General features: G+C 40.5%; 23 protein-coding genes. 15 read left to right on the top strand and 8 right to left on the bottom strand.

What is annotated here, in order from left to right; genetic code table 11:
• Positions 1 to 19 precede the first annotated feature (19 nt).
• Both KTI78_RS10745 and KTI78_RS10750 read right to left on the bottom strand, forming a co-directional pair.
• Positions 20 to 1,600 carry an aldehyde dehydrogenase (NADP(+)) gene (locus KTI78_RS10745; protein WP_262446087.1) on the bottom strand — a complete coding sequence of 527 codons (1,581 nt, stop codon included), beginning with the start codon at positions 1,598 to 1,600 and terminating at the stop codon, positions 20 to 22.
• A 152-nt stretch (positions 1,601 to 1,752) separates the two neighbouring features.
• Positions 1,753 to 3,324 carry an APC family permease gene (locus tag KTI78_RS10750; protein ID WP_262446088.1) on the bottom strand — a complete coding sequence of 524 codons (1,572 nt, stop codon included), beginning with the start codon at positions 3,322 to 3,324 and terminating at the stop codon, positions 1,753 to 1,755.
• Positions 3,325 to 3,773: 449 nt separating this feature from the next.
• Between KTI78_RS10750 and KTI78_RS10755 the strand changes: the two genes are divergently transcribed.
• On the top strand, positions 3,774 to 5,153 hold the full coding sequence (locus tag KTI78_RS10755; RefSeq protein ID WP_000470952.1) for an L-serine ammonia-lyase: 1,380 nt from the start codon (positions 3,774 to 3,776) through the stop codon (positions 5,151 to 5,153).
• A gap of 45 nt (positions 5,154 to 5,198) precedes the next feature.
• On the opposite strand, the gene paaZ is transcribed toward KTI78_RS10755, so the two are convergent.
• Positions 5,199 to 7,301 carry a phenylacetic acid degradation bifunctional protein PaaZ gene (gene paaZ, locus KTI78_RS10760; RefSeq protein ID WP_023896958.1) on the bottom strand — a complete coding sequence of 701 codons (2,103 nt, stop codon included), beginning with the start codon at positions 7,299 to 7,301 and terminating at the stop codon, positions 5,199 to 5,201.
• 265 nt (positions 7,302 to 7,566) lie between these two features.
• Between paaZ and paaA the strand changes: the two genes are divergently transcribed.
• From paaA to KTI78_RS10825, 13 genes are all read left to right on the top strand, one after another.
• Positions 7,567 to 8,505, top strand: coding sequence for a 1,2-phenylacetyl-CoA epoxidase subunit PaaA (paaA, locus tag KTI78_RS10765; RefSeq protein ID WP_262446089.1), 939 nt, complete (start codon positions 7,567 to 7,569; stop codon positions 8,503 to 8,505).
• 32 nt (positions 8,506 to 8,537) lie between these two features.
• The gene (gene paaB / locus KTI78_RS10770) at positions 8,538 to 8,828 is read left to right on the top strand and encodes a 1,2-phenylacetyl-CoA epoxidase subunit PaaB (RefSeq protein ID WP_000389648.1); all 291 of its coding nucleotides are present in this window, start codon (positions 8,538 to 8,540) and stop codon (positions 8,826 to 8,828) included.
• Positions 8,829 to 8,840: 12 nt separating this feature from the next.
• A complete protein-coding gene (gene paaC / locus KTI78_RS10775; RefSeq protein ID WP_001016793.1) occupies positions 8,841 to 9,596 on the top strand; it encodes a 1,2-phenylacetyl-CoA epoxidase subunit PaaC in 756 nt (251 codons plus the stop codon).
• Positions 9,597 to 9,612: 16 nt separating this feature from the next.
• Positions 9,613 to 10,113 carry a 1,2-phenylacetyl-CoA epoxidase subunit PaaD gene (gene paaD / locus KTI78_RS10780; protein WP_001177941.1) on the top strand — a complete coding sequence of 167 codons (501 nt, stop codon included), beginning with the start codon at positions 9,613 to 9,615 and terminating at the stop codon, positions 10,111 to 10,113.
• Between the two features lie 23 nt (positions 10,114 to 10,136).
• Entirely contained in the window at positions 10,137 to 11,198 is a 1,062-nt protein-coding gene (paaE, locus tag KTI78_RS10785; protein ID WP_262446090.1) for a 1,2-phenylacetyl-CoA epoxidase subunit PaaE, read from the top strand.
• An 8-nt stretch (positions 11,199 to 11,206) separates the two neighbouring features.
• Positions 11,207 to 11,980 (top strand): enoyl-CoA hydratase-related protein, encoded by a 774-nt coding sequence (locus tag KTI78_RS10790; RefSeq protein ID WP_262446091.1) that lies wholly within the window; start codon positions 11,207 to 11,209, stop codon positions 11,978 to 11,980.
• Positions 11,980 to 12,771, top strand: a complete 792-nt coding sequence (paaG, locus tag KTI78_RS10795) for a 2-(1,2-epoxy-1,2-dihydrophenyl)acetyl-CoA isomerase PaaG (RefSeq protein ID WP_262446092.1) — start codon at positions 11,980 to 11,982, stop codon at positions 12,769 to 12,771. Before KTI78_RS10790 ends, paaG begins: the two co-directional genes overlap by 1 nt.
• A 2-nt stretch (positions 12,772 to 12,773) precedes the next feature.
• Positions 12,774 to 14,312: a 3-hydroxyacyl-CoA dehydrogenase gene (locus KTI78_RS10800; protein ID WP_262446093.1), complete on the top strand. Its 1,539-nt coding sequence runs from the start codon at positions 12,774 to 12,776 to the stop codon at positions 14,310 to 14,312.
• Between the two features lie 12 nt (positions 14,313 to 14,324).
• Entirely contained in the window at positions 14,325 to 15,533 is a 1,209-nt protein-coding gene (pcaF, locus tag KTI78_RS10805; protein WP_049836278.1) for a 3-oxoadipyl-CoA thiolase, read from the top strand.
• A gap of 40 nt (positions 15,534 to 15,573) precedes the next feature.
• Entirely contained in the window at positions 15,574 to 16,863 is a 1,290-nt protein-coding gene (paaK, locus tag KTI78_RS10810; protein ID WP_262446094.1) for a phenylacetate--CoA ligase PaaK, read from the top strand.
• Between the two features lie 53 nt (positions 16,864 to 16,916).
• Positions 16,917 to 17,882 carry a phenylacetic acid degradation operon negative regulatory protein PaaX gene (paaX, locus tag KTI78_RS10815; protein ID WP_000062822.1) on the top strand — a complete coding sequence of 322 codons (966 nt, stop codon included), beginning with the start codon at positions 16,917 to 16,919 and terminating at the stop codon, positions 17,880 to 17,882.
• A complete protein-coding gene (locus tag KTI78_RS10820; protein ID WP_262446095.1) occupies positions 17,869 to 18,474 on the top strand; it encodes a DapH/DapD/GlmU-related protein in 606 nt (201 codons plus the stop codon). The genes paaX and KTI78_RS10820 overlap by 14 nt, the downstream gene beginning before the upstream one ends.
• A 77-nt stretch (positions 18,475 to 18,551) precedes the next feature.
• Entirely contained in the window at positions 18,552 to 18,935 is a 384-nt protein-coding gene (locus KTI78_RS10825) for a PaaI family thioesterase (protein ID WP_262446096.1), read from the top strand.
• Positions 18,936 to 18,971: 36 nt separating this feature from the next.
• Here the strand turns inward: KTI78_RS10825 and KTI78_RS10830 are convergent, their stop codons facing one another.
• The 5 genes from KTI78_RS10830 to KTI78_RS10850 all read right to left on the bottom strand — a co-directional run bounded on the left by KTI78_RS10830 (position 18,972) and on the right by KTI78_RS10850 (position 21,735).
• Positions 18,972 to 19,394 carry a hypothetical protein gene (locus tag KTI78_RS10830; RefSeq protein WP_163120428.1) on the bottom strand — a complete coding sequence of 141 codons (423 nt, stop codon included), beginning with the start codon at positions 19,392 to 19,394 and terminating at the stop codon, positions 18,972 to 18,974.
• Positions 19,395 to 19,482: 88 nt separating this feature from the next.
• Positions 19,483 to 19,989 (bottom strand): SMI1/KNR4 family protein, encoded by a 507-nt coding sequence (locus KTI78_RS10835; RefSeq protein ID WP_163120429.1) that lies wholly within the window; start codon positions 19,987 to 19,989, stop codon positions 19,483 to 19,485.
• Positions 19,990 to 20,053: 64 nt separating this feature from the next.
• Positions 20,054 to 20,635 carry a histidine phosphatase family protein gene (locus KTI78_RS10840; protein WP_239937405.1) on the bottom strand — a complete coding sequence of 194 codons (582 nt, stop codon included), beginning with the start codon at positions 20,633 to 20,635 and terminating at the stop codon, positions 20,054 to 20,056.
• A 1-nt stretch (position 20,636) separates the two neighbouring features.
• Entirely contained in the window at positions 20,637 to 21,077 is a 441-nt protein-coding gene (locus KTI78_RS10845) for a hypothetical protein (protein ID WP_262446097.1), read from the bottom strand.
• A gap of 151 nt (positions 21,078 to 21,228) precedes the next feature.
• Positions 21,229 to 21,735 carry a hypothetical protein gene (locus KTI78_RS10850; RefSeq protein ID WP_262446098.1) on the bottom strand — a complete coding sequence of 169 codons (507 nt, stop codon included), beginning with the start codon at positions 21,733 to 21,735 and terminating at the stop codon, positions 21,229 to 21,231.
• 675 nt (positions 21,736 to 22,410) lie between these two features.
• On the opposite strand from KTI78_RS10850, the gene KTI78_RS10855 reads away from it, so the two are divergent.
• Positions 22,411 to 22,965 carry a TetR/AcrR family transcriptional regulator gene (locus tag KTI78_RS10855; protein ID WP_262446099.1) on the top strand — a complete coding sequence of 185 codons (555 nt, stop codon included), beginning with the start codon at positions 22,411 to 22,413 and terminating at the stop codon, positions 22,963 to 22,965.
• Positions 22,966 to 23,008: the final 43 nt, after the last annotated feature.

A 23,008-nucleotide genomic window follows, 5' to 3' on the forward strand; every position in this document is an offset into this window, starting at 1 on the left:
GGATAAACTCCTTCAACATTTAAAGAACAGCTTTACTCATTTCACCATTCACTAAGCGCGCAATACCAAGCGGATTGGCATTTTGAAGGGCGAGTGGCAATAACTGATCTGGATAGTTTTGATAACATACTGGTCGTAAATAACGCTCGATTGCTAAGGTTCCTACCGATGTACCGCGTGCATCTGAAGTTGCAGGATAAGGCCCGCCGTGTACCATGGCATCACAGACTTCAACGCCTGTTGGGTAACCATTTAGAAGTAAACGTCCTGCTTTTTCTTCAAGTAACGGAATAAGGGTCGCGAAGTTTTCAAAATCTTGTGGCTCGGCAATTAATGATGCTGTAAGTTGACCACGTAGACCATTTAAAGCTAGAGCGAGCTGCTCTGCCGATTCAACCTCAATTACAATCGTCGTTGGGCCGAATACTTCTTCTTGAAGTAATTCATCATGCTCTAGTAAAAGAGATACATCGGCTTTAAAGAGCTGAGGATAGGCTTGATGGCCTTGTTGCGGTTGACCCGCTAAATGCTCTATTTTGTCATGTGCGAGTAATTCTTTCAGGCCATGCTCGTAACTTCTTAAAGTACCTTTGTTAAGCATGGTTTGTGACGGTTGATGGGCCATTGCAGCCGTAAACTGCGCCATAAATTCGCTGAACTCAGGTGATTTAATTCCAATAATTAAACCCGGATTGGTACAAAACTGGCCGCAGCCTAAAACCACTGAACCACTAAGTTCGTTTGCGATTTTGTCACCACGCACTTTCAGAGCTTCGGGTAATAAAACCATTGGGTTAATGCTCGACATTTCAGCAAAAACTGGAATGGGTTCAGGACGTGCAGCAGCTAGATCGCATAGAGCGCGGCCACCTTTAAGTGAACCTGTAAATCCAACGGCTTTAATTGCTGGATGTTTTACGAGTGGTTCACCGACACCTTGACCATAAATCATGCTAAAGATGCCTTTTGGCATAGCGCATTTCTCAATCGCACTACAAATGGCATTTGCAATTGATTCGGCCGTTGCCATGTGACCGCTATGAGCCTTCACAATAACTGGACATCCAGCAGCAAGTGCTGAAGCGGTATCGCCACCCGCAGTAGAAAAGGCAAGAGGGAAGTTACTTGCACCAAATACGGCAACTGGTCCAACACCGATTTTATATTGACGTAAATCTGGACGTGGAAGTGGTTGACGTTCAGGTAAAGCCAAATCAATACGCGCACCTAAATAGTCGCCACGGCGTAATACTTGAGCAAACAGACGTAATTGACCTGTAGTCCGCGCACGTTCACCGCGAATACGCGCTTCTGGTAAGGCAGTTTCTTGACAGACTGTTGCAATAAACTGGTCATCAAGCACATCAATTTCACTGGCAATTGTTTCTAGAAAAACAGCGCGTTGTTCTGGCGTAGTTTGTCTAAAAGCCGGATAGGCCAATGCGGCTGCTTGAGCTGCCTGATCAATTTCTTCAGGAGTGGCCTGAGCAAACTGATAGGGTAATGCTTCATCTGTTGCAGCATCGTAGCTTAAGACAAACTTACTGCCTGCACTTGAACGTTGACCTGCAATAAAATTTTGACCAGTAATATTTGACATTATCAACCTCACTTTAGAGTAAACGTCAAAAGTGCTTCTTCTGACGTTGCAGAGTTATCAAAATGAAGGTTTTACATTTGAAAATATTGTATTTTGTATACGGTATTAACCAAAAGAAAACCTTAACTTATATGTTTTTAAGGAAGCAATTGCTAAGCTTCATCATCATTTTTAATCAGTGCTTTTGGTAAACCTGAGCGTATACCCCAGTAGTAACAACCAAGAGAAATCACCATCACTAATAATGTGTCGAATGGCGCTGCCAATAGGTGCGATGCGCCATCACCGAAGCTGCCAAGATAAGAAGCAATAATCATTAGAATGTAGTAAACAAGGAGCCACGCTGAGGACTTTAATTGTTGAGCTAGGCTGACTTCTTGGGTTGGCACATAGCGTTTAAAAATAACGTAGAGTGCAAACAATACGATTTGTGCGCCTAATAACCATGAAATCACATTCCAGCCAGACCAATAGACAATAAAAGATGCAATGACAAAAGCGAGTGGGCCGAGAACGGTAAAGCCTTTTACATAGAATGGACGTTCTAGCTCAGGAGCATTACGACGTAAAGCACCGACTGTGACAGGAGCTAGGGCATAACTTAAAACTAAAGCTGCCGAAACCACAGAAATTAATTTATCCCAAGATGGAAACGGCATGGTCCAAAATACAGAAAGTGCAAATGTTAACCATAAGGCATAACGTGGAATGCCTGATTTTGGATCTACACGTGTAAAAATACGGAAGAATGTATTACTGTTCGACCATGCATAAATGACACGTGGAGTTGCAGCCATATAGATGTTGCCGCAGCCAGACGGAGAAATAATGGCATCTGAAACAACTAACAGAGCTAACCATCCCAAACCTAATAACATGGCAATGTCGCGGTAAGGTAATGGGAATTTGTCACTGAGTCCTGACCAACCATTTGCTAACATATCGGTGGGTACTGCACCCAAGAAAGCAACTTGAAGCACTACATAAATAATCGTTGCCAAAACGACAGATAAGATGAGCGCAAAAGGAATCGTAAATTGAGGACGCTTTACTTCACTTGCCACCGAAATAATTGGCGTTAAACCTAAATACGCAAAAATAATACCACCAGCAGATACGGCACCTTGTACGCCGTGAGCACCCATTGGGGCAAACTCGGTCATTGAAAAGTTTGCAGGTTTAAAATGGTATAGAAGTGCGACCATTACTAAAACTGGTACAGCAAATTTCAATGCACTAATCAGGTTGTTGGCAATTGCAAAGGTTTTTACGCTGTAATAGTTCAATGCAAAAAATACGCATAAAAGTGCAAACTGAAACAACCATCCAATGGTAGTTGGAGTTCGAACACCATCATGTACGGCGGTAAGAGAAGGGAACCATGCTGCTGCATATTCGCGGGCAGCGACGACTTCAATTGCAATTAAACTTGAAAAGGCAATGACGGTCACAGAACCCAATAAATATCCTTGTAATGGGCCATGTGAAAATACGGGATAACGGATAATACCGCCTGCTCGGGGTAAGGCTGCGCCTAACTCACAATAAATAATTCCCAGAATTAAAACGGCAAAGCCCCCAATAATCCATGACAATATACCCGCAGGGCCGGCTTGAGAGGCCACATGACTTGCTGAAAATAACCATCCTGAACCGAAAATGGCGCCTAAGCCAATGAATGTAAGATCCATTAGAGATAACTGTTTTTTAAACTGACTTGTCATTACGTTTTCCTTAACGACAGAACTATTGTTCTTTCATATATCGTATACGATATATGTTTATTGGTAAATAGGGGGATTTTTATTCTATTTATGGGCAATGAATGATTTAAATAATATGTAAATGTTTGTTTTTAATTGATTTTAAATATTTTAAATTTCAAGTAAATAACTTGAAAACCAAATATTTTTTATAAAAAATTGGCAAAGGTTTGTGATTTTATTTGCTCAAAAGAACAATTCTTCAATATTGGTTGAGTCATTTACCATTTAAATTAATGGAAAATTCAATTTTTTAAAAAGGCTGTATTAGCAATTGATTGTGTTGTTTTTAGGCAATGAACCATTTATTTTCAGTGCTTTATAGATGGCTTAATGATAATTTTAAAGCTATCCGAAAGGACACAATAATGACGAACATACGAATAATAATGAATCGAAGGTAGGACCACGTGTTTATTAGTGTATTTGATCTTTTTAAAATTGGCATCGGCCCATCTAGCTCCCATACAGTTGGACCAATGCGTGCGGCATACAGTTTTGTGGAAGATTTATTGAAGCAAAACGATTTACAAGCAACGGTTAGAGTTCAGGTGAAGTTATACGGTTCGCTGTCGGCAACCGGTGTTGGTCATGCGACAGATAAGGCTGTTCTGTTAGGTTTAATGGGTTTTGATCCTGAACATATTGATACCCAAGTAAGTACAAGCTTGATTGAAGATGTTCTAGAAAATAAAGCCATCCAGCTTAATCAGCAAAAGACTATTTCTTTTGACTATAAGCATGATGTGCTTTTTTTAGATGAATCTTTGCCTTATCACCCCAATGCAATGGAACTGATTGCGTATAACGAGGCTCAAGAAATTTTATATGCAGAAACTTACTATTCGGTTGGTGGCGGTTTTATTGTTAGCCAAAGGCAATTAGCAACAACTCAAACTGAAACTAACGACGTTAAGGTTCCATATCCGTTTCACAGTGCGGCTGAACTTTTAAGCTTATGTAGAACTCATCATTTATCAGTGAGTGAGTTAATGCTTGAAAATGAAAAAAGCTGGCGTAGTGAAGCTGAGATTCGTAGCAAGATTATGGAAATCTGGAAAGTGATGCAGCAATGTATTCACAACGGATTAATTAATGAAGGCATATTACCGGGCGGATTAAACGTAAAACGTCGGGCTAAAAAAATTCACGATAAGTTATTAAATAAGAAAAACTCAAACCTGATTGTGACGACTTTTCATGCGATGGAATGGGTCAATTTATTTGCCTTAGCGGTAAATGAAGAAAATGCTGCTGGCGGTCGAGTAGTGACGGCACCTACAAATGGGGCCGCAGGAATTATTCCGGCAGTTTTATATTACTACGTGACTTTCTCTAAAGACTTTTCCGAAGATAAAGTGGTTCGTTTCTTTTTAAGTGCGGCAGCCGTTGGCATTTTATGTAAACTCAATGCTTCTATTTCTGGTGCAGAAGTAGGGTGTCAGGGTGAAGTCGGTTCGGCATGTGCAATGGCTTCGGCGGGTTTAGCCGAGATTTTAGGAGCATCGCCTGAACAGGTGGAACATGCGGCTGAAATTGGGCTTGAACATAATTTAGGTTTAACGTGTGACCCGATTGGTGGTTTGGTTCAGGTGCCTTGTATTGAACGAAATGCAATTGCAGCCGTAAAAGCCATTAATGCAGCCCAAATGGCACTTCATGATGACGATGAACACTTTGTCACACTAGATAAAGTCATTCAGACTATGAAGGAAACAGGTAAAGATATGTCTGAGAAATATAAAGAGACTTCAAAAGGTGGTCTCGCTGTTAACGCTATTGAGTGTTAAAAAAAAATGAGATGGGGACGAGGTGACCCCATCTCATTTTAACCTTTAAGCTTCGCGAGCAACTAAAGTTAAAATGTCGTAAGTTGCGACAAGTTCACCACGTTGGTTTTTGACTTTAATATCCCATACCACAACGCCATGCGCAGGTTGAGACGGGTCTTTTTGCGGTTTAGGTGTTTTTTGCTTACAGGTGAGTTCAACCTGAATCGAGTCACCAATTTTAACCGGTTCAACAAAGCGTAAGTTGTCCATACCGTAGTTAGCGATAACAGGGCCTTGTGCTGCATCGACAAATAGACCTGCTGCGGCAGACACAATGAAATATCCATGTGCCACACGTTCACCAAAGAAAGACTCGGCCGCTGCGATTTTGTCGGTATGTGCATAGAAGTAGTCACCGCTTAAACACGCGAAATTGACAATATCTGCTTCGGTGACTGTACGACGCGCTGTTAATAAACGTTCACCAATCACTAACTCATCAAAAGACTTCTTAAATGGATGTACGCGGTCCTCATTAACTTTTGAGCCAGCAGTCCATGAGTGAGTAATTTGCGTCAAACTGTTTGGTGAGCCTTGAATTGCAGTGCGCTGCATATAATGTTTAACCGCGCGAATACCACCTAACTCTTCACCGCCACCTGCACGACCAGGACCGCCGTGTACTAAATGTGGAAGTGGTGAACCATGACCTGTACTTTCTTTTGCTGACTCTGCATCAAGTACATGCACACGGCCATGCCAAGGCGCAATTTTTTGAATAATCTGTTCAATATTTTCATCGTTATTTTTAACGACAGAAGCCACTAGGCTACCTTCACCACGTGAAACAAGATCAGCTAGTTCTTCAATGTTTTGATATGGCATGAGTGTACATACCGGACCGAAAGCTTCTGTGGTATGCACATGTGTCGCTTGTAAAGGTTGTTCGCACACCAATAAAGTTGGAGCGAAAAAAGCACCTTTTTCAGGATGATCTGCATTAAATGTAAAGTTATCGTTGCCACCAAAAACAATTTTTGCATCTTTGCTGAGTTCAGCAACTTTTTCTGCAACGTCATGTTTTTGTTTAATGCTCGCTAAAGCACCCATGGTGGTTTCTTCTTTTTGAGGGTCGCCCACCACAACTTTAGCAAGTTTGGCAGTTAGCTTTTCTTGCACAGTCGCTAACAAGTTTTCAGGAACAAATGCACGACGAATGGCAGTACATTTTTGGCCTGCTTTGGTGGTCATTTCGCGGAAGACTTCACGCACAAATAAATCGACAGTTTCTTCATTTGCCTCAGGGCTTAAAATTGCACTATTTACCGAGTCGGCTTCCATGCTAAATGGAATCGAATATTTATTGAGGTGAGGGTGGTTACGCAGTTTTTGGCCTGTGTAAGCAGAACCCGTAAACGTGACACAGTCTTGTGGGCCTAACTGTTCTAACAGGTCATAAGTCTGACCGCAAATGAGTTGTAGTGAGCCTTTTGGTAAGACATGTGTTTCCTCAATGGCTTTTACAACTGCTTGAGTTAATTGGGCACCATCGGTTGCAGGTTTAACAATACATGGCACACCTGCAAGTAAAGTTGGTGCAATCTTTTCAAGCATTCCCCAAATTGGGAAGTTAAAAGCATTAATATGAACGGCAACACCTGCTTTAGGACTTAAAATGTGTTTAGCACCAAAAGTCCCATTTTTAGATAATTGAATCCAGCTATCTTCAGTAATAATTTTTTCATCATTGAGTTCACGGCGAACCAGACTTGAATAAGCAAATAATGTCTGGATCCCACCTTCAATATCAATCCACGCATCTTTACGAGTTGCGCCTGTCGCATAAGCAAGTTTGTAGAAGTCTTCCTTACGTTCAAGTAAATGTTGGGCAATTTGTTTTAACGCATTGGCACGTTGGTGAAACGTCCAGTTAGCCAGTTCTGAACCATTTTGTTTGGCATACTGAACAACACGTTTCATATCTATGCCATGACTACTTACGGCATAAATCGATTCACCTGTAATGGCATGATAAACGGTACGTAATTCTTCGTCAGACGAATGCCATGTTCCATAGACATAAGAAGCAAGATGAGGCAGTTGATGCTCAGACTGCTGAAAATCTGTGTCAGTTGAGGTTCCTTCTAGGTGTGCTTGTTCAAGCATGACCAAACTCCTTTTTTATTTGATACATCAATTATAAAAATTGCAAAAATATGATTCATAATTTCAGATTAATTTGTATAAAAGTCAACTTTATTTTGATTTTTAAAAGTAAAAAAGTTTTTTACATTTAACTTAATTTTATAAATTTCAATAGATTGAATTGTTTTGCTGTTGTAGATTTAATTTGATACCAAAAAATTAGTTGACTTTGTTTTTTGTGTATCGAAAAATAGATTTAAGGGTGATACCTACAGGGAATGAAAGAATGGAAAACAATTACCAGAAATTTGAACAAAATATTGCCAATGAAATTACGATCGAGGCTAAGGATCAAATGCCTGATGCCTACCGCAAAACATTGATTCGTCAAATCGGGCAACATGGCCATTCTGAAATTGTAGGTATGTTGCCTGAAGGAAACTGGATTACTCGTGCGCCAACTTTAAAACGTAAAGCGGTTTTGCTCGCGAAAGTACAAGATGAAGCGGGTCATGGTTTATATCTGTATAGCGCAGCAGAAACCTTAGGTGCTGACCGTGATGATATGATGGAAAAGTTGATTAATGGGAAAATGAAATACTCATCAATCTTTAACTATCCAACTTTGACTTGGGCAGATGTTGCTGCAATTGGATGGCTTGTCGATGGGGCAGCCATTGTGAACCAAGTTGCGCTTTGCCGTACCTCTTACGGGCCATATGCACGTGCAATGGTACGTATTTGTAAAGAAGAAAGTTTCCACCAACGTCAAGGTTTTGAAGCCATGATGGCTTTGGCAAACGGTACACCAGAACAAAAACAGATGGCGCAAGATGCAGTGAATCGTTTCTGGTGGCCAGCACTCATGATGTTTGGTCCAAGTGATGAGCACTCTCCAAACAGCGCACAAAGCATGGCGTGGAAAATCAAACGTTTTAGTAACGATGAATTACGTCAAAAGTTTGTTGATAACACCGTACCACAAGTGTTGCAAATTGGCTTGGAAGTACCGGACCCAGATTTAAAGTTCAATGAAGAAACAGGCCACTATGAGTTTGGCGAGATTGACTGGCACGAATTTAATGAAGTGATTGCCGGTCGTGGACCATGTAATCACGAGCGTATCGAAGCACGCCGTAAAGCATGGGAAAACGGCAAATGGGTTCGTGATGCAGCAGTGGTCTACGCGAAAAAACAACGGCTTGAAGCGAACAAAGTGGCTTAACAAGATTTATGGAAAAATTTGAGGAAATCAAAATGGAAGATAAAAACAACTGGTCGCTCTACGAAGTATTTGTACGTAGTAAACAAGGCTTAAGCCACCGTCATGTAGGCAGCTTAAGAGCACCTGATGATGAAATCGCACTGCAACATGCTCGTGATGTTTACACGCGTCGTAATGAAGGAATTAGCATTTGGGTGGTTCGTTCAGAACTGATTAAATCTTCACAGCCAGACGAAAAAGCTGAATTTTTCGATCCTTCTTTAGACAAGGTTTATCGTCATCCGACTTTTTACCATATCCCAGATGGCATTGAGCACATGTAAGGGGAATGGCAAATGAATCATTCAGTTTTATCTAAATTCTTATTACATATTGGCGACAGTCAACTGGTTTTATCTCAGCGTTTGGCTGAATGGTGCGGGCATGCACCTGAGCTTGAAATTGATATTGCCTTAGCCAATATCGGCTTGGACTTGTTAGGTCAAGCAAGAAACTTTCTGACTTTGGCTGGTCAATATGATGAAGCTAAGCGTGATGAAGACCAACTTGCGTATTTCCGTACAGAACGTGAGTTCTTAAACCTTTTGTTGTGTGAACAACCCAATGGTGACTTTGCACAAACGATTGTACGCCAGTGGTTGATGGACCATTACCATCTTCATTTATTTACGGCTTTAGCGCAAAGCTCACTTCCTGAATTAAGTGCGCTTGCTGTCAAATCTTTAAAAGAAGTGAAGTATCACATCCGCTTTTCAACAAGCTGGATGGAACGTTTAAGTTTAAGCACAGATGAAGCGCATCAACGTGTGCAAGACGGTTTAAATAATTTATGGCGCTTTACTGCTGAGTTATTTGAACTGAGTGCAGACGAGCAAGCACTAGTTGCAGAAGGTGTGATTCCAGATTTTTCAAATGAAAAAGAGCAATGGAACCAAACCATTGCAGATGAGCTTAAGCGTTTTGAATTAAATGTTGCTGTGAACGGTGCTTATCGCCGTGGTGCGAAACAAGGATTGCATACCGAGCATTTGGGTTATTTGTTGGCTGAAATGCAATGTATTCAAAGAACTTATCCGGGAATGACCTGGTAAGACAAGGAGGTGAGCCATGCAAATGATTCGTCATTGCATCGACCAATGTTGGGACGTTCTACAAACGGTAAGTGACCCTGAAATTCCGGTTTTATCGGTTGTCGATTTGGGCATGATCCGCGGTGTAGAGATTAACGATCAACAAGAAATTATTGTTCGTCTAACTCCGACATATAGCGGTTGCCCAGCAACAGATATGCTCAAAACACAAATTGTTGAGGCATTTACCGCAGAAGCTTTGACACCGGTCAAAGTCATGGTCGATTTATCAGAAGCATGGACCACGGACTGGATGTCTGAAGCAGGGAAAAAGAAACTGCAAGTTTATGGCATTGCACCACCTGAAGGGTTGGCGCATCAGTGTGGAACTCACGTTCATTTAAATGATGGTGTTGAGTGCCCACGTTGCAAAAGCCGACATACTCGACTGTTAACAGAGTTTAGTTCTACCGCCTGTAAAGCACTTTATAAATGTCAGGACTGTCTTGAGCCTTTTGATTACTTCAAATGTATTTAAGTCTTTAGATAAGGAAATCAGCCATGAGCCAATTTGTACCATTAAAAGTAAAAAGTATTACACCGCAAACCGATCAGGCAATTTGTATTGCATTTGACGTTGTACCTGAACAACAAGAACAATTTCAATTTCAACCGGGGCAACACTTAACCATTCGCCATTTAACCGAAGCGGGTGAAATCCGCCGTTGTTATTCAATTTGTAGCTATGCGGGCAAAGAAGACATCAGTATTGCGGTTAAAAAAATTGATCAGGGTCAATTTTCAAACTGGGCCAATGACCATTTAAAAGTGGGCGATGTACTTGAAGTCATGCCACCACAAGGTGTGTTTTTTCAAAAAGCAGCCAAGATGGGCGGACAAAACTATTTAGGCATTGCGGCAGGCAGTGGTATCACGCCAATTCTATCAATTATTAAACAAGTTTTATTTGAACAACCTGAAGCTAACTTTACCTTGCTCTATGGCAATCGCTCATGGAAACAAACCATGTTTGCCGAGCAAATTATGGATTTGAAAGATCAGTTTAAAGAACGCTTTCAACTCATCAATATTTTTTCTCGTGAGTTCAACGATAGTGAACTGATGAATGGTCGTATTGATGAAGAAAAGCTAAAACAACTTTTTAATTTTGATGTGCTTGAAACGAGTTTTGATCATGTGTTCGCCTGTGGTCCAGACGAAATGATGAATGCTGTAGAAAGCACCTTGCCGAACTTTGGTATTGCAAAAGAGCGAATCCACACCGAACGTTTCCACACAGGACAAGCGCGTAAACGTAGTGTTGAGGCTGATGCAAATCGTAAAGAAGAAAAGGTCAACATCATTTTAGATGGCCGTGAGCTTATTGTTTCTGTGGCTCAAGATGATGAAAGTATTCTTGATGCGGCTTTACGCGCAGGTGCTGACTTACCGTATGCCTGTAAAGGTGGGGTGTGTGCGACCTGTCGTTGTAAGGTGCTTTCTGGCGAAGTCGACATGTTCCTTAACTACAGTCTTGAAGAAGATGAAGTTGAAAAGGGCTATGTGCTGAGCTGTCAGACCTTACCAAAAGGCTCAAATGTTCGTTTGAGTTTTGATGAATAGAGGCCGTCATGCAAGAGTTAATCAAAGCCAGCACAGCAACTGACGGTGTTTTGTTATTAACCCTAAACCGTCCAGAAAAAAGAAATGCCTTAAACAATGCGACATTGCAGTGTTTATGCGAGTTGCTCGAAGGAGCTGAACATAATGCTCAAGTCAAAGCGGTTGTTTTAACAGGTAACTCACAATGTTTTGCTGCTGGAGCAGATCTTAGCGAATTGGCTGCAATGGACGCCGTGACTTTGCAACTCGATATTCGTCCGAAGCTTTGGCAAAAAATTGATGCGTTTAGTAAGCCACTGATTAGCGCAGTTAATGGTTATGCCTTGGGCGCTGGGTTTGAGCTGGTTTTACATTCAGATATGGTGATTTGCGGTGAAAATGCCCGTTTTGCTTTACCTGAAATTGGCCTTGGTATGTTACCGGGTGCAGGCGGAACGCAGCGTTTGGCTCGCTTGGTTGGACAACAACTCACCATGCGTTGGGCCATGACAGGTGAAATGATTTCGGCAAAACAGGCGGAGCAACATGGCATTTGCAATCAAGTGGTACCGTCTGAATTAACCGTTGAATATGCGGTTCAACTTGCAGCCAAAATTGCCAAACAAGCGCCTTTAGCGATTCGCGTGATTAAACAATCAATTAAAAGTATTCATGAAACGACTTTAAGTCAGGGACTCAAGTTTGAACGTCAAAACTTTGTCTGGCTGGCGGCTACAAAAGATCGAAACGAAGGGATTAATGCTTTCTTTGAGAAAAGAAAGCCAGTGTTTAGAGGTGAGTGATGGACTATCAAAATATTATTGCTGAAGAAAAAAATGGTGTTGGCTACCTGACATTTAACCGCCCAAAAGCACTGAATAGCTTTAACGTTGATATGCACCGTGAAGTGGCCGAGGTTTTAAACCAGTGGACCAAAAATCCGGATGTTCGCTGTGTGGTGATTAGTGGTGAAGGCCGCGGCTTCTGTGCAGGGCAAGATTTAGGTGACCGTGTAGTTGACCCAAATGCTGAAGCTCCAGATTTAGGATATTCCATTGAAACTTACTATAACCCGCTCATTAAAACGATTGTAAATATGCCAAAGCCTGTCATTTGCGCGGTAAATGGCGTGGCAGCAGGTGCAGGGGCAAATATTGCACTGGCGTGTGACTTGGTGATTGCAGCAAAATCGGCAAACTTCGTACAAGCCTTTTGCCGCTTAGGACTGGTTCCAGACTCTGCGGGTACATGGTTTTTACCACGTGCTGTAGGCCATGCGCGTGCGATGGGTTTAACTTTGTTAGGTGACAAGCTCCCAGCAGAAACCGCAAAAGAATGGGGCATGATTTGGGATGTTGTTGAGGACGCCGAGCTTAAAACAAAAGTCACTGAACTCGCTGAACGTTTAGCGAAACAGCCTACTTTTGGTCTATCTCTTATTAAAAAAGCCATTCATCAATCAAGCAATAACACCTTTGATGAGCAAATGCTGTTAGAGCGAGATTTTCAACGTATTGCGGGTCGTTCAGAAGATTATCGTGAAGGTGTACAAGCCTTTATGAATAAACGTGAACCAAATTTTAAAGGGCGCTAAGCATGACAGATTTAGATTTATCTCGTGCCCGAATTGCCGTCATTGGTTCTGGCACCATGGGCATCGGCATTGCCCAGTTAGCCATCGTCAATGGGCACTCGACCGTTTTATATGATTTGGACGCTCAAAAAGCGCAACAAGCTGCTCAAGGCTTAGGGCAGACGTTTAAAAAGCTGGTTGAAAAGAGCAAGCTTACACAGCAGCAAGCTGATGAAGCCTTAGCGCGTTTGACTGTGGTGAATCAAGTTGAAGCATTACGTGATGCTGACTTGGTTATTGAGGCAGTCGTTGAGAAAAAAGAAGTTAAACAGTCTTTATTTAAGCAACTCGCTGAGATTTGTAGTGCGCAAACTATTTTTGCAAGCAATACATCTTCAATTTCAGTCACTGCAATTTCGGCAGGCATTGCTCACCCTGAGCGCGTAGTGGGTTTACACTTTTTTAACCCTGCGCCAGTCATGAAACTGGTTGAAATTGTACAAGGCTTAAAAACCCCAAACAGCTTATGTTTGGCTTTAAAAAACTTAATGTTGAATTGGAAAAAAATTCCGGTACTCACCAAGTCAACTCCCGGTTTTATTGTGAACCGAATTGCACGTCCGTTTTATGCAGAAGGCTTTAGAGCACTGCAAGAACAAGTCACCAGCTACGACCAACTAGACTATGCTTTAAAGCAGTGTGGCGGTTTTGCGATGGGACCGTGTGAACTTACCGACCTCATTGGGCAAGATGTTAATTTTTCGGTGACACAAAGCGTTTATCAAGAGTTCTTTTATGAGCCACGCTACCGTCCAAGCCTCATTCAAAAAGAATTGGTCGATGCAGGTGCTTGGGGGCGTAAGTCAAAACAAGGCTTTTATAGCTATAACGAAAAAAATCAGTACGAGACATTTCAGCCTCAAGCTGTGACTGTCAAACCAATTGATGCCCATATTCAGCTTAAAGGGAATTGGTCTCAGCTACCTGCTTTTTTAACGCGTTTGGGATTAAAAAGCGGATCTGCGAGTGACGACAATATCCTTCAAATTGATGATATCGACTTACGTTTAAGCCAAGGTGAGTCTGCCAATATTCATTACCTAAGCCGTAAAGTGGTTTTAATGGATTGGCATCATGATTTTGAGCAGGCGGAAGCTTTAGTACTGAGTCATAACGAGCTTTGTGAAGCAAGTGATCTGGCTAAAATTGAGGCTTACTTTGCGCAGTTTGGTATTAGCGTGATGTGGATTAAAGACCATCCGGCACTGTTAACCTTACGCACCATCGCTTTACTCATTAATGAAGCCTGCGAAGCAAGTTTACATGGTGTTGCGAGTCTGGAAGATATTGATAATGCCATGAAATATGGAGTGAATTATCCTAAAGGTCCTTACCAGTGGTTGACACAAATGGGCGGCGCTTATGTGCTCCAAACTTTAAATAACTTATATGCACTGTATGGAGAGGAAAAATATCGCGCGAGTATCTACCTCAAGCAATACGTAGCGAAAACTCAAAATATTGCTACTCAATATTCACGTGATATGACCGAATTTGCATAATCAGGAGTCAACATGGAAGACGTTTTAATTTGCGATTTTATTCGTACCCCAATTGGACGATATGCAGGTGCCTTAAGTGCTGTACGTGCAGATGATTTAGCAGCATTGCCCATCAAATATTTAAAAGATAAACACCCGAACTTACCGTGGAATACGGTAGATGAAGTGTTTTTAGGATGTGCTAACCAAGCAGGTGAAGACAACCGTAACGTTGCACGTATGGCAACACTCTTGGCGGGCTTACCTGATACAGTACCGGCCATGACAGTCAATCGTTTATGTGCTTCTGGTTTAGATGCAGTAGGCCTTGCGGCACGCTCAATTAAAGCAGGTGAAGCGCAGTTTGTGTTGGCAGGTGGTGTTGAGTCAATGAGCCGTGCACCATTTGTACAAGCTAAACCAACCGAAGCCTTTAGCCGTACTCCTGAAATTTATGACACCACCATTGGCTGGCGCTTTGTAAATAAGCAACTTAAAGCACAATACGGCACCGACAGCATGCCGGAAACTGCCGAAAATGTAGCTGAAAAATATCAGATTAGTCGTGAAGACCAAGATGCTTTTGCATTGCGTAGCCAACAAAAAACGGCTGCGGCACAACAAAACGGTTTTTTTAACGACGAGATTTTGCCTGTCGAGATTGTAGATCGTAAGAAAAACGTGAATGTGGTTAATCGAGACGAGCATCCGCGTGAAACGACACTTGAAGCACTCGCAAAACTAAAAGCGCCATTTAGAAAAGAAGGTGGTTCGGTGACTGCCGGAAATGCCTCTGGTGTAAATGATGGCGCCGCGTGTGTGTTAATTACCAACCGTGAATTTGCAGATACACATGGTTTAAAACCTTTAGCACGCGTGATTGGTATTGCAAGTGCAGGGGTTGAACCCAAATATATGGGTATAGGTCCTGTTCCGGCTGTGCAGAAAATTTTAAAGCAAACAGGTTTAACGCTAGATCAGATGGATGTGATTGAGCTGAATGAGGCATTCGCAGCCCAATCTTTAGCTTGTATGCGTGAACTTGGTTTAAAAGATGACGATGAACGCGTGAACCCAAATGGTGGTGCGATTGCGCTAGGACATCCGCTCGGTATGAGTGGTACACGCTTAGTGATTACCGCAACACGTGAGCTAAAAAAACGCGGTGGACGCTATGCACTTTGCACGATGTGTGTGGGTGTTGGACAAGGCGTCGCACTGATTTTGGAAAACTTAAATTAATTCAGACGGTTTTTAAAATTACATAATGAGGAGAGAGGCGATGGACAGCCTTACAACGGATAATGTTGAACAATTAACACTTGCAGAGCTTAGAGAACTGCAAACTAGACGGTTAAAACACACCCTGACTTTTGTATATGAAAATAGTCCGGTCTATAAGAAAAAGTTCGATGAAGCAGGTGTACATCCTGATGACTTCGTCACTTTAGAAGATCTGGCGAAGTTTCCATTTACCACCAAACAGGATTTAAGAGACAACTATCCGTTTGGAATGTTTGCCGTGCCGCAAGAGCAGATTGTGCGTTTACATGCATCATCAGGCACAACAGGTAAACCGACAGTGGTGGGTTATACCCAAAAAGATATTAATACGTGGTCGGACATTGTTGCGCGTTGCTTACGTATGGCAGGTTTAACTGCGAAAGATATGGTTCAGGTGGCTTATGGCTATGGACTGTTTACTGGCGGTTTAGGCGCACATTATGGTGCCGAGCGCTTAGGTGCGACGGTTATTCCAATGTCTGGCGGGCAAACTGAAAAGCAAGTTCAGCTTATTCAAGACTTTAAACCGACTGCAATTATGGTTACGCCATCCTATTGCGTGAGTATTATTGAAAAGCTCGAGCAACAATTTGGTACTGCACGTAATACGTCTTTAAAAGTGGGTATTTTTGGTGCCGAGCCGTGGACCAACGAACTGCGCCGTGAAATTGAAGAACGCCTCAATATTAAAGCACTCGATATTTATGGTTTGTCTGAGGTGATGGGGCCGGGTGTTGCGATGCAATGTTTAGGCGAGGGCGAAGGGCTAACCATTTGGGAAGATCATTTCTACCCAGAAATTATTAACCCTGAAACAGGTGAAGTCTGTAAAGATGGCGAACTTGGCGAGTTAGTCTTTACCACCATTACCAAAGAAGGTTTACCGATTATTCGTTACCGTACTCGTGATTTGACCCGTTTACTACCGGGTGAAAATCTGGCAATGCGTAAAATGGATAAAATTGTGGGCCGTAGTGACGACATGCTGATTATTCGTGGCGTGAACGTTTTCCCCACTCAAATTGAAGAGCAAATTTTGCAAGTTCCGAATTTAGTTCCAAATTATGAAATTTTGGTGACTAAAAAAGGACATATGGATACTTTGCATATTCGTACAGAGATGTGTCATAACTGTACTATACAGGCCAATCAACTTGCTCAGGAGTTGATCAAACGTATTAAAACCATGATTGGGATTAGCGTTACTGTAGAAGTTGTGACAGAAGCGACCTTACCTCGTTCGGAAGGTAAGGCAAAGCGGGTAATCGATATGCGTCAGATTGCTTAACATCAAGATCATTCAGGGTATAGAATCTATACCCTGAAACTAAACGCCAAGACATGAGTATGAGTGCAAAAATACAGCAAATAATTGATTCTGTTGTAAAGAATGAAACCTTAAGTGGAACTTCGCTTATTTCGACAATTTTTGGAGATTCAGTACTTCATCGGGGTGGAAATATTAGTCTTGCGAGCCTGATTCAGTTATTAGAGCTATTTGGTTTTAATGACCGTGCTGTAAGAACCTCTGTTTTTCGTTTAGTTAAAAATGATTGGTTATGTTCGGACAAAATTGGCAGAACCAGTTTTTATCGAATTACCGATTCAAGCCGTTCGACGTATTTGCAGGCCGAGCAACGTATTTATAACGACCAGATGAAAGAGTGGGATCATTATTGGGATCTTATTCTGATGTCTAGTCTCGACACTGAAAATAAAGCATTGCTAAAGAAAGAACTTGAATGGTTAGGGTTTGCCAATATTTCGACAAACTTAATGGCTTATCCGGGTTGTAACCGTATTGAACTGCAACGCTTGTTGGTCGACTTAAATATGAGTGAGCAAGTGGTGGTGTTTAAAGCCGAAACATTGCAGCTTTTTAATAATTCGGTCGATACTATTGGCCGTATGCTCAGAACCAACTGGCCAATCGATGAATTACGCCAAAGATATCTACAGTTTCTCGATATTTTTAGAGAAATTGGCGTGTTGCTGATGCAGGAAAACGAACAACTCGAACCTGTTCAGGCCTTTCAAATTCGAACTTTGCTGATTCATTATTATCGACGGATTTTATTAAAAGACCCTGCATTGCCGCTTGAGTTGTTGCCAACTGACTGGCCTGCGATTAGTGCACGAACGTTATCAATGAATATTTATAAAAAAGTATTTGAACCTGCCGATGAATACTTCTTGTCTGTTGCCGCAACAGCAGAAGGGCCAATGCCAAATGCTACAGCACATTATTGGCGCCGTTTCGGAGGTTTGGTTGCAACAAATGAGAGGTTAAATCATGCCTTGTTATAGTATTGACGGTGTTATTCCCGTCGTCAGCCCAGAGGCTTTTGTACATCCAACCGCTGTTTTAATTGGTGATGTGATTATTGAAGCGGGTGTATATGTAGGGCCATTTGCCTCATTGCGTGCCGATTTTGGTCGTATCCATATTAAGCAAAATGCCAATGTTCAAGATAGCTGCACCGTACATGGTTTTCCGCAAAGCGTGACTTTAGTTGAGGAAATGGGTCACATTGGGCATGGTGCAATTTTGCATGGCTGCCGTATTGGAAAGAATGTTTTGGTCGGCATGAACAGCGTAATTTTGGACTATGCTGAAATTGGTGAAAACACCATTATTGGTGCAAATAGCTTGGTCAAAACCAAAGATATAATTCCGGCAAATGTATTGGCAATGGGCAGTCCTGCCAAGGTTGCACGTGATTTATCAGAACAAGAAAAAAAGTGGAAAACCAGAGGCACGCAAGAATACATTGAGCTTGCACAGCGCTGCTTAAACTCAATGCAAGAAGTTCAGCCTTTAACATCAGAGTTGGATGACCGCCTGACCTATAAAGACTTTAGTTCTTCAAACTATCAGATTAAACAAGATAGTGTTTAACGGCTTTTAATCAGTCGATTTCGATACACATGAGTTCATAAAACTTAAGGAATACTCGCACGAGTAGGGAGACGTTTGTGCAAAATATGGAAACGACTGCGGTTGATCAATTCGCAGAGCTATTAGGTGTTGAAGTGCTGCATCGAAGTTTTGATGAAGCGCGTTGTCAGCTTAATGTAAAAGACGAACACATGAATGCCTTGGGCGGCGTGCATGGTGGTGTCATATTTTCTTTAGCCGATATCGCTTTTGCGATGGCTTGTAATGCAGGGGATGCGCCATATACGGGCCTACAGGCGGATATTCGCTATATGAGCGGTGCGAAAGATAGCGTGTTATTTGCAACGGCAACCAAGGTTGGAAGTAGTAAAAAATTCGCGCATTATGAAGTTGTGATAACAGATGGTTTGAATAATAGAGTCGCTTTATTTACATCTACGTGTTATAGGCTTGCACCGTGATAGGCGATTGTTTGTTGGTTAGAGATTTAAAGATAACTAGCCAGTACAAAACCAATGTTCAAAGTTTCCATCTTTATCATAAATTTTGTGAGCTAATGCATAAGGGCAATGTATTAAGAAGTACCATCCTATATAATTATTTTCCTCATCCATCTTATTGATAGCATCACTGCCGATCCAGACTTGTTTTAACTGCTTAATTTGTTCTTCTGCTGATCCAGTTAGCAATTCGCCATCTCTAGATGGGTCTTCAAAGTTTAGATTATAAAATAGAGAAATATCACCACTGTCTAACAAGCTTTTTACAGCCATGAAGAATGCTGTATCTTGGTCATATTCGAGCATAATCGTTGGGTAAATTTCTTTGAGAAAGTTACCTGATAAATAGAATAAATCATCTAAACCTTCCTTAAATTCATATTCATGGAAGGTTTTTAGAATTAATTCTAGTTGATTCATTAAAATTTATGCTCCGTATCTAAACGGCCTATCGTTAGTAGGCTGCTTTTATCTTATGTAATACCCATTGTCTTAATAGGTATATTCATTACCGAATCATGTCTTCTATCCAAGTTTTAAAATTAGGATAAGAACTTTGAGCATCGTTTAAAATTTCAGTAACTGATCTAGAATTAGATTTAGAATTCTGTTTTGCAAAAGTCAGAAAAACATTATTAATTTGAGTGTTAGCTTCAGGATATTCGATAGATTCAAATGGGCCATGATTCTGTGACAACAACCAAAGATAATCATTAAAATCTTTCGCTACAACTCCCATTTCTCCTTCTGATCCTAAGAATACAATTGGTTGATCTAATATATTTTTGTCTTTATTTACTATCCAAAAAGCAGCACACCCACCTGTACCATCTTGGCCAAAAAATAATAATGTACTAGCATCAGCTTGAGGATTTCCAGTCCAAGCTGTTAACAATTCAGCTGTTTCTTCAGGCGATAGGAAATCTTGGTATGGCTCAAAATCAATGCCATCTCCATCAGCATAATCAAAATCTAGTTGGTGTAACTTCTTAAGTAGATCTGGAAATTGAGTCATAAGTTCTCTATTCATTATTTTAAAGAGTTTCTCAAATTATATACCTTATATGAAATTTATCAGTTCAATAAGTAAAAACCTGAGTGTTTCTAATTGGCTGATAAACCAGATTGTATCTAAATTGCCGCATTAAATCTTTGGAAAGTGGTTTAGGTTGCTGTATTTGCATCAACAAAAGCTGTAAAAACTGTCCATGACTAAACACAGCCAAATTCTTTTGGACATAATTTTCAGCCAATATTTTTAACTTCTCATGGAAAGCTTGAACTCGAAAATACAGATCTTCAAAAGATTCGGCATCATTGGCATCTTTGTGCTGATAATCCATTTTTTCCCAGTAAGCATTTACCCAAGCTTTACGGTCATCCATATTGGTATTGGCACATTTACGTTCAGACAAATAGCTAAACTCATGCAAATTTTCATCTACTTCAAAATTGAGATTATATTTTTCTAATAATGGGGAAGCGGTTTGATGTGTACGCAAGTATTGAGACACAATCACATGATCAATCACGGGCAGTTTTGAACAGAGTTCTTGGGCTTGTTTATGTCCATTTTCACTTAAAGCAATTGAAGCATGCGAAAGAGTTTTTCTATTAATATTGGCTTCACTTTCAGCATGTCGGATTAGAAAAATACTCATATTAATTCCGTTTTGATAAAACTAATTCCTGACTTTCATTGTAAAAAGTTAAGGTATAGCTTTTTAAAGTTTTCCCATTCGAACTGATAAAAAATTTGCCTGAGACTGGAACTTTCCATTCAGAGTCGACATTGCTTACCAAGCCAATCCACGCGTGTCCATTAAAAATAAATACTCGTTCATTTTCTATCTGAAAGTCTTCGAAATAAATGGCATCACACCAAAATTTGTCGATGTTAACAAAGTCTTTTTTAGAGAATTTCCAACAACTTAAAATTGAAAAGTTACTTTCAAACCATTCATCTTTGTAGTTGTGCTGAATATGGTTATGAATGGCCTCTGCCGTAAGTTTCTCTAATTGTAGAACTCTTTGTTGAATTCGCCTTTTACTCGAATAAATGAACTTTATGTTTTTTTCTTCTTGGTATTCATTTCTTTCCATAGTTTTAGATATGATCTTTTGGCTTGACTAAAGTTAGTATATTAAACCTACTATAAAACATCTAAGTATATTTATATTGAAAAGTTTTTCTCAGACAGACTTTTTTATTTTTTATATTTCAGATAACGCCCATTGTGTTAAATAGAAGAATTTATGATTCTAAATGAATGTGTAAAAAATAAAAATTTCCCTTATTTTCCCAAAAAAATTGATAATTTGGGCCGCCTTCATCAGGACTATTAGGGACAATTTTAGAACAACCTAAGATTTCATAACTATTTGTAGTATTTTCAAAATTTAAAGTACATAAGTGTTCTTTCAGCAATTTGGCACTTAAGCTCGCTGGAGATTCATTTAAAATCATATCTAATTGATTTATTAGACCATTAGTTTGTATTACTAATTCATGGATAGATATTTCTTTAAACTCTGTATTAACAATCCATTCTCTAAATGAATAGTCTGCCCTTGTTTCTTTATTAAGAATACATGCAAGTAACTCATTAATATTGTCTACATAGTAAAACAAATCCAAGCAAAAAAATTGAATATAGCTTGCTTGTTCAGTATGAATATACAAATGTAAAAAATCATCTCCATAGTAAATAGGATTTTTTACTTCTGTTATCTTACTTATTTGGAAGTCTAATTTTTTCATATTGAATAAGTTAGATTATTTAAAATCAACATAATACACCTTATACGCAATCTTTCTACTTCAAATAAAAATCTCATCAGCAGGCTGTTTTTATTTCCCCACTTAACAATAACTCCCTCATTCTTTAGCCTTACTTTTCTAATGATTTAATTTAAAACAAATGGCATTTTGCGTGCTTGACTGCAAAAGGGTTGGGCACTATTCTTTGCCTGCTGGCCTACATTGCCAGTCGGTCGTCGCGGACCGCTGTAAGATCACATCAGATTTATTCCTTTCTGAGGGATAGTCTTATGTGTAGACTCCTCGTCTCCTCCCGTTGCGGTAGGACGGGAGAGGGACACCTTCGGGTGTGCTGGTTTATCTTACCCAGTCCGCGAACCCTTTCTCGTTCTGCCACCATCATTTTAATGTCGGCAGAACTCCCAATAAAAAGGAGTTGGCTTTGCACATCCATTATTTCTTGGCTCTCAATGCCAAAAGCTATAACGACACAGCTTAAAAATTAAAGCAGCTTGAACGCCCTAAGGTTTTCAGGCTTAAAGTCTTTTTTATTTAAAACTTAGTAATAACAAACTCGAGATGTGCAACGCACAGTCTTTACGGCTTTGCTATGCCTTTTTTTCTCCCAAAAAAGTATCTCGCTTAGAAACAACAAGAATTTATAACGGTAAAACTATGCCAAATTTAGTGCTTTCTTCCCGTGCCATACAAGTCATCAATAAGGCGATTGATTTATTTCACCATCGTGGCTTTCATACGGTTGGGGTAGATCGAATCGTGAAAGAGTGTGAAATTACCAAAGCGACTTTTTATAACTTTTTTCATTCAAAAGAGCGGTTTATTGAAATCTGTCTAATCGTACAAAAAGAACGTTTAAAAGAAAAAGTGGTTTCAATTGCTGAGTACGACCAAGGCACAAGCGTGACCGATAAACTCAAAAAGCTTTATTTCTTACACACCGATGTAGAAGGGCTGTACTTTTTATTATTTAAAGCCATTTTTGAAACGAAACTGACCTATCCAAATACCTATCAAATCGCGGTGAGATATCGAACATGGCTCATCAATGAAATCTATAGCCAACTTATAAAGCTAAACACCGATGCGACTTTTCAAGATGCCAAACTGTTTTTATATATGATTGAAGGCGCAATCATTCAGCTTTTAAGTTCAGACGGGGCAATCGATAGGGAAAAGATGTTGGATTGTTTTTTGGTGGGGGTCGTTTAAGACATATACACGAATAAGGGCTTACAGGCTGATATTCGTTATA

The sequence above is a fragment of the Acinetobacter sp. WU_MDCI_Abxe161 genome (genome assembly GCF_025514355.1).
Taxonomy (GTDB): domain Bacteria; phylum Pseudomonadota; class Gammaproteobacteria; order Pseudomonadales; family Moraxellaceae; genus Acinetobacter; species Acinetobacter pittii_E.

Bases quoted from the DNA above. Each gene is read 5' to 3' on its own strand.
- KTI78_RS10745 (WP_262446087.1), bottom strand. From the start codon at position 1,600: ATGTCAAATATTACTGGTCAAAATTTTATTGCAGGTCAACGTTCAAGT.
- KTI78_RS10750 (WP_262446088.1), bottom strand. From the start codon at position 3,324: ATGACAAGTCAGTTTAAAAAACAGTTATCTCTAATGGATCTTACATTC.
- paaZ (WP_023896958.1), bottom strand. From the start codon at position 7,301: ATGCTTGAACAAGCACACCTAGAAGGAACCTCAACTGACACAGATTTT.
- paaA (WP_262446089.1), top strand. From the start codon at position 7,567: ATGGAAAACAATTACCAGAAATTTGAACAAAATATTGCCAATGAAATT.
- paaB (WP_000389648.1), top strand. From the start codon at position 8,538: ATGGAAGATAAAAACAACTGGTCGCTCTACGAAGTATTTGTACGTAGT.
- paaC (WP_001016793.1), top strand. From the start codon at position 8,841: ATGAATCATTCAGTTTTATCTAAATTCTTATTACATATTGGCGACAGT.
- paaD (WP_001177941.1), top strand. From the start codon at position 9,613: ATGCAAATGATTCGTCATTGCATCGACCAATGTTGGGACGTTCTACAA.
- paaE (WP_262446090.1), top strand. From the start codon at position 10,137: ATGAGCCAATTTGTACCATTAAAAGTAAAAAGTATTACACCGCAAACC.
- KTI78_RS10790 (WP_262446091.1), top strand. From the start codon at position 11,207: ATGCAAGAGTTAATCAAAGCCAGCACAGCAACTGACGGTGTTTTGTTA.
- paaG (WP_262446092.1), top strand. From the start codon at position 11,980: ATGGACTATCAAAATATTATTGCTGAAGAAAAAAATGGTGTTGGCTAC.
- KTI78_RS10800 (WP_262446093.1), top strand. From the start codon at position 12,774: ATGACAGATTTAGATTTATCTCGTGCCCGAATTGCCGTCATTGGTTCT.
- pcaF (WP_049836278.1), top strand. From the start codon at position 14,325: ATGGAAGACGTTTTAATTTGCGATTTTATTCGTACCCCAATTGGACGA.
- paaK (WP_262446094.1), top strand. From the start codon at position 15,574: ATGGACAGCCTTACAACGGATAATGTTGAACAATTAACACTTGCAGAG.
- paaX (WP_000062822.1), top strand. From the start codon at position 16,917: ATGAGTATGAGTGCAAAAATACAGCAAATAATTGATTCTGTTGTAAAG.
- KTI78_RS10820 (WP_262446095.1), top strand. From the start codon at position 17,869: ATGCCTTGTTATAGTATTGACGGTGTTATTCCCGTCGTCAGCCCAGAG.
- KTI78_RS10830 (WP_163120428.1), bottom strand. From the start codon at position 19,394: ATGAATCAACTAGAATTAATTCTAAAAACCTTCCATGAATATGAATTT.
- KTI78_RS10835 (WP_163120429.1), bottom strand. From the start codon at position 19,989: ATGACTCAATTTCCAGATCTACTTAAGAAGTTACACCAACTAGATTTT.
- KTI78_RS10840 (WP_239937405.1), bottom strand. From the start codon at position 20,635: ATGAGTATTTTTCTAATCCGACATGCTGAAAGTGAAGCCAATATTAAT.
- KTI78_RS10845 (WP_262446097.1), bottom strand. From the start codon at position 21,077: ATGGAAAGAAATGAATACCAAGAAGAAAAAAACATAAAGTTCATTTAT.
- KTI78_RS10850 (WP_262446098.1), bottom strand. From the start codon at position 21,735: ATGAAAAAATTAGACTTCCAAATAAGTAAGATAACAGAAGTAAAAAAT.
- KTI78_RS10855 (WP_262446099.1), top strand. From the start codon at position 22,411: ATGCCAAATTTAGTGCTTTCTTCCCGTGCCATACAAGTCATCAATAAG.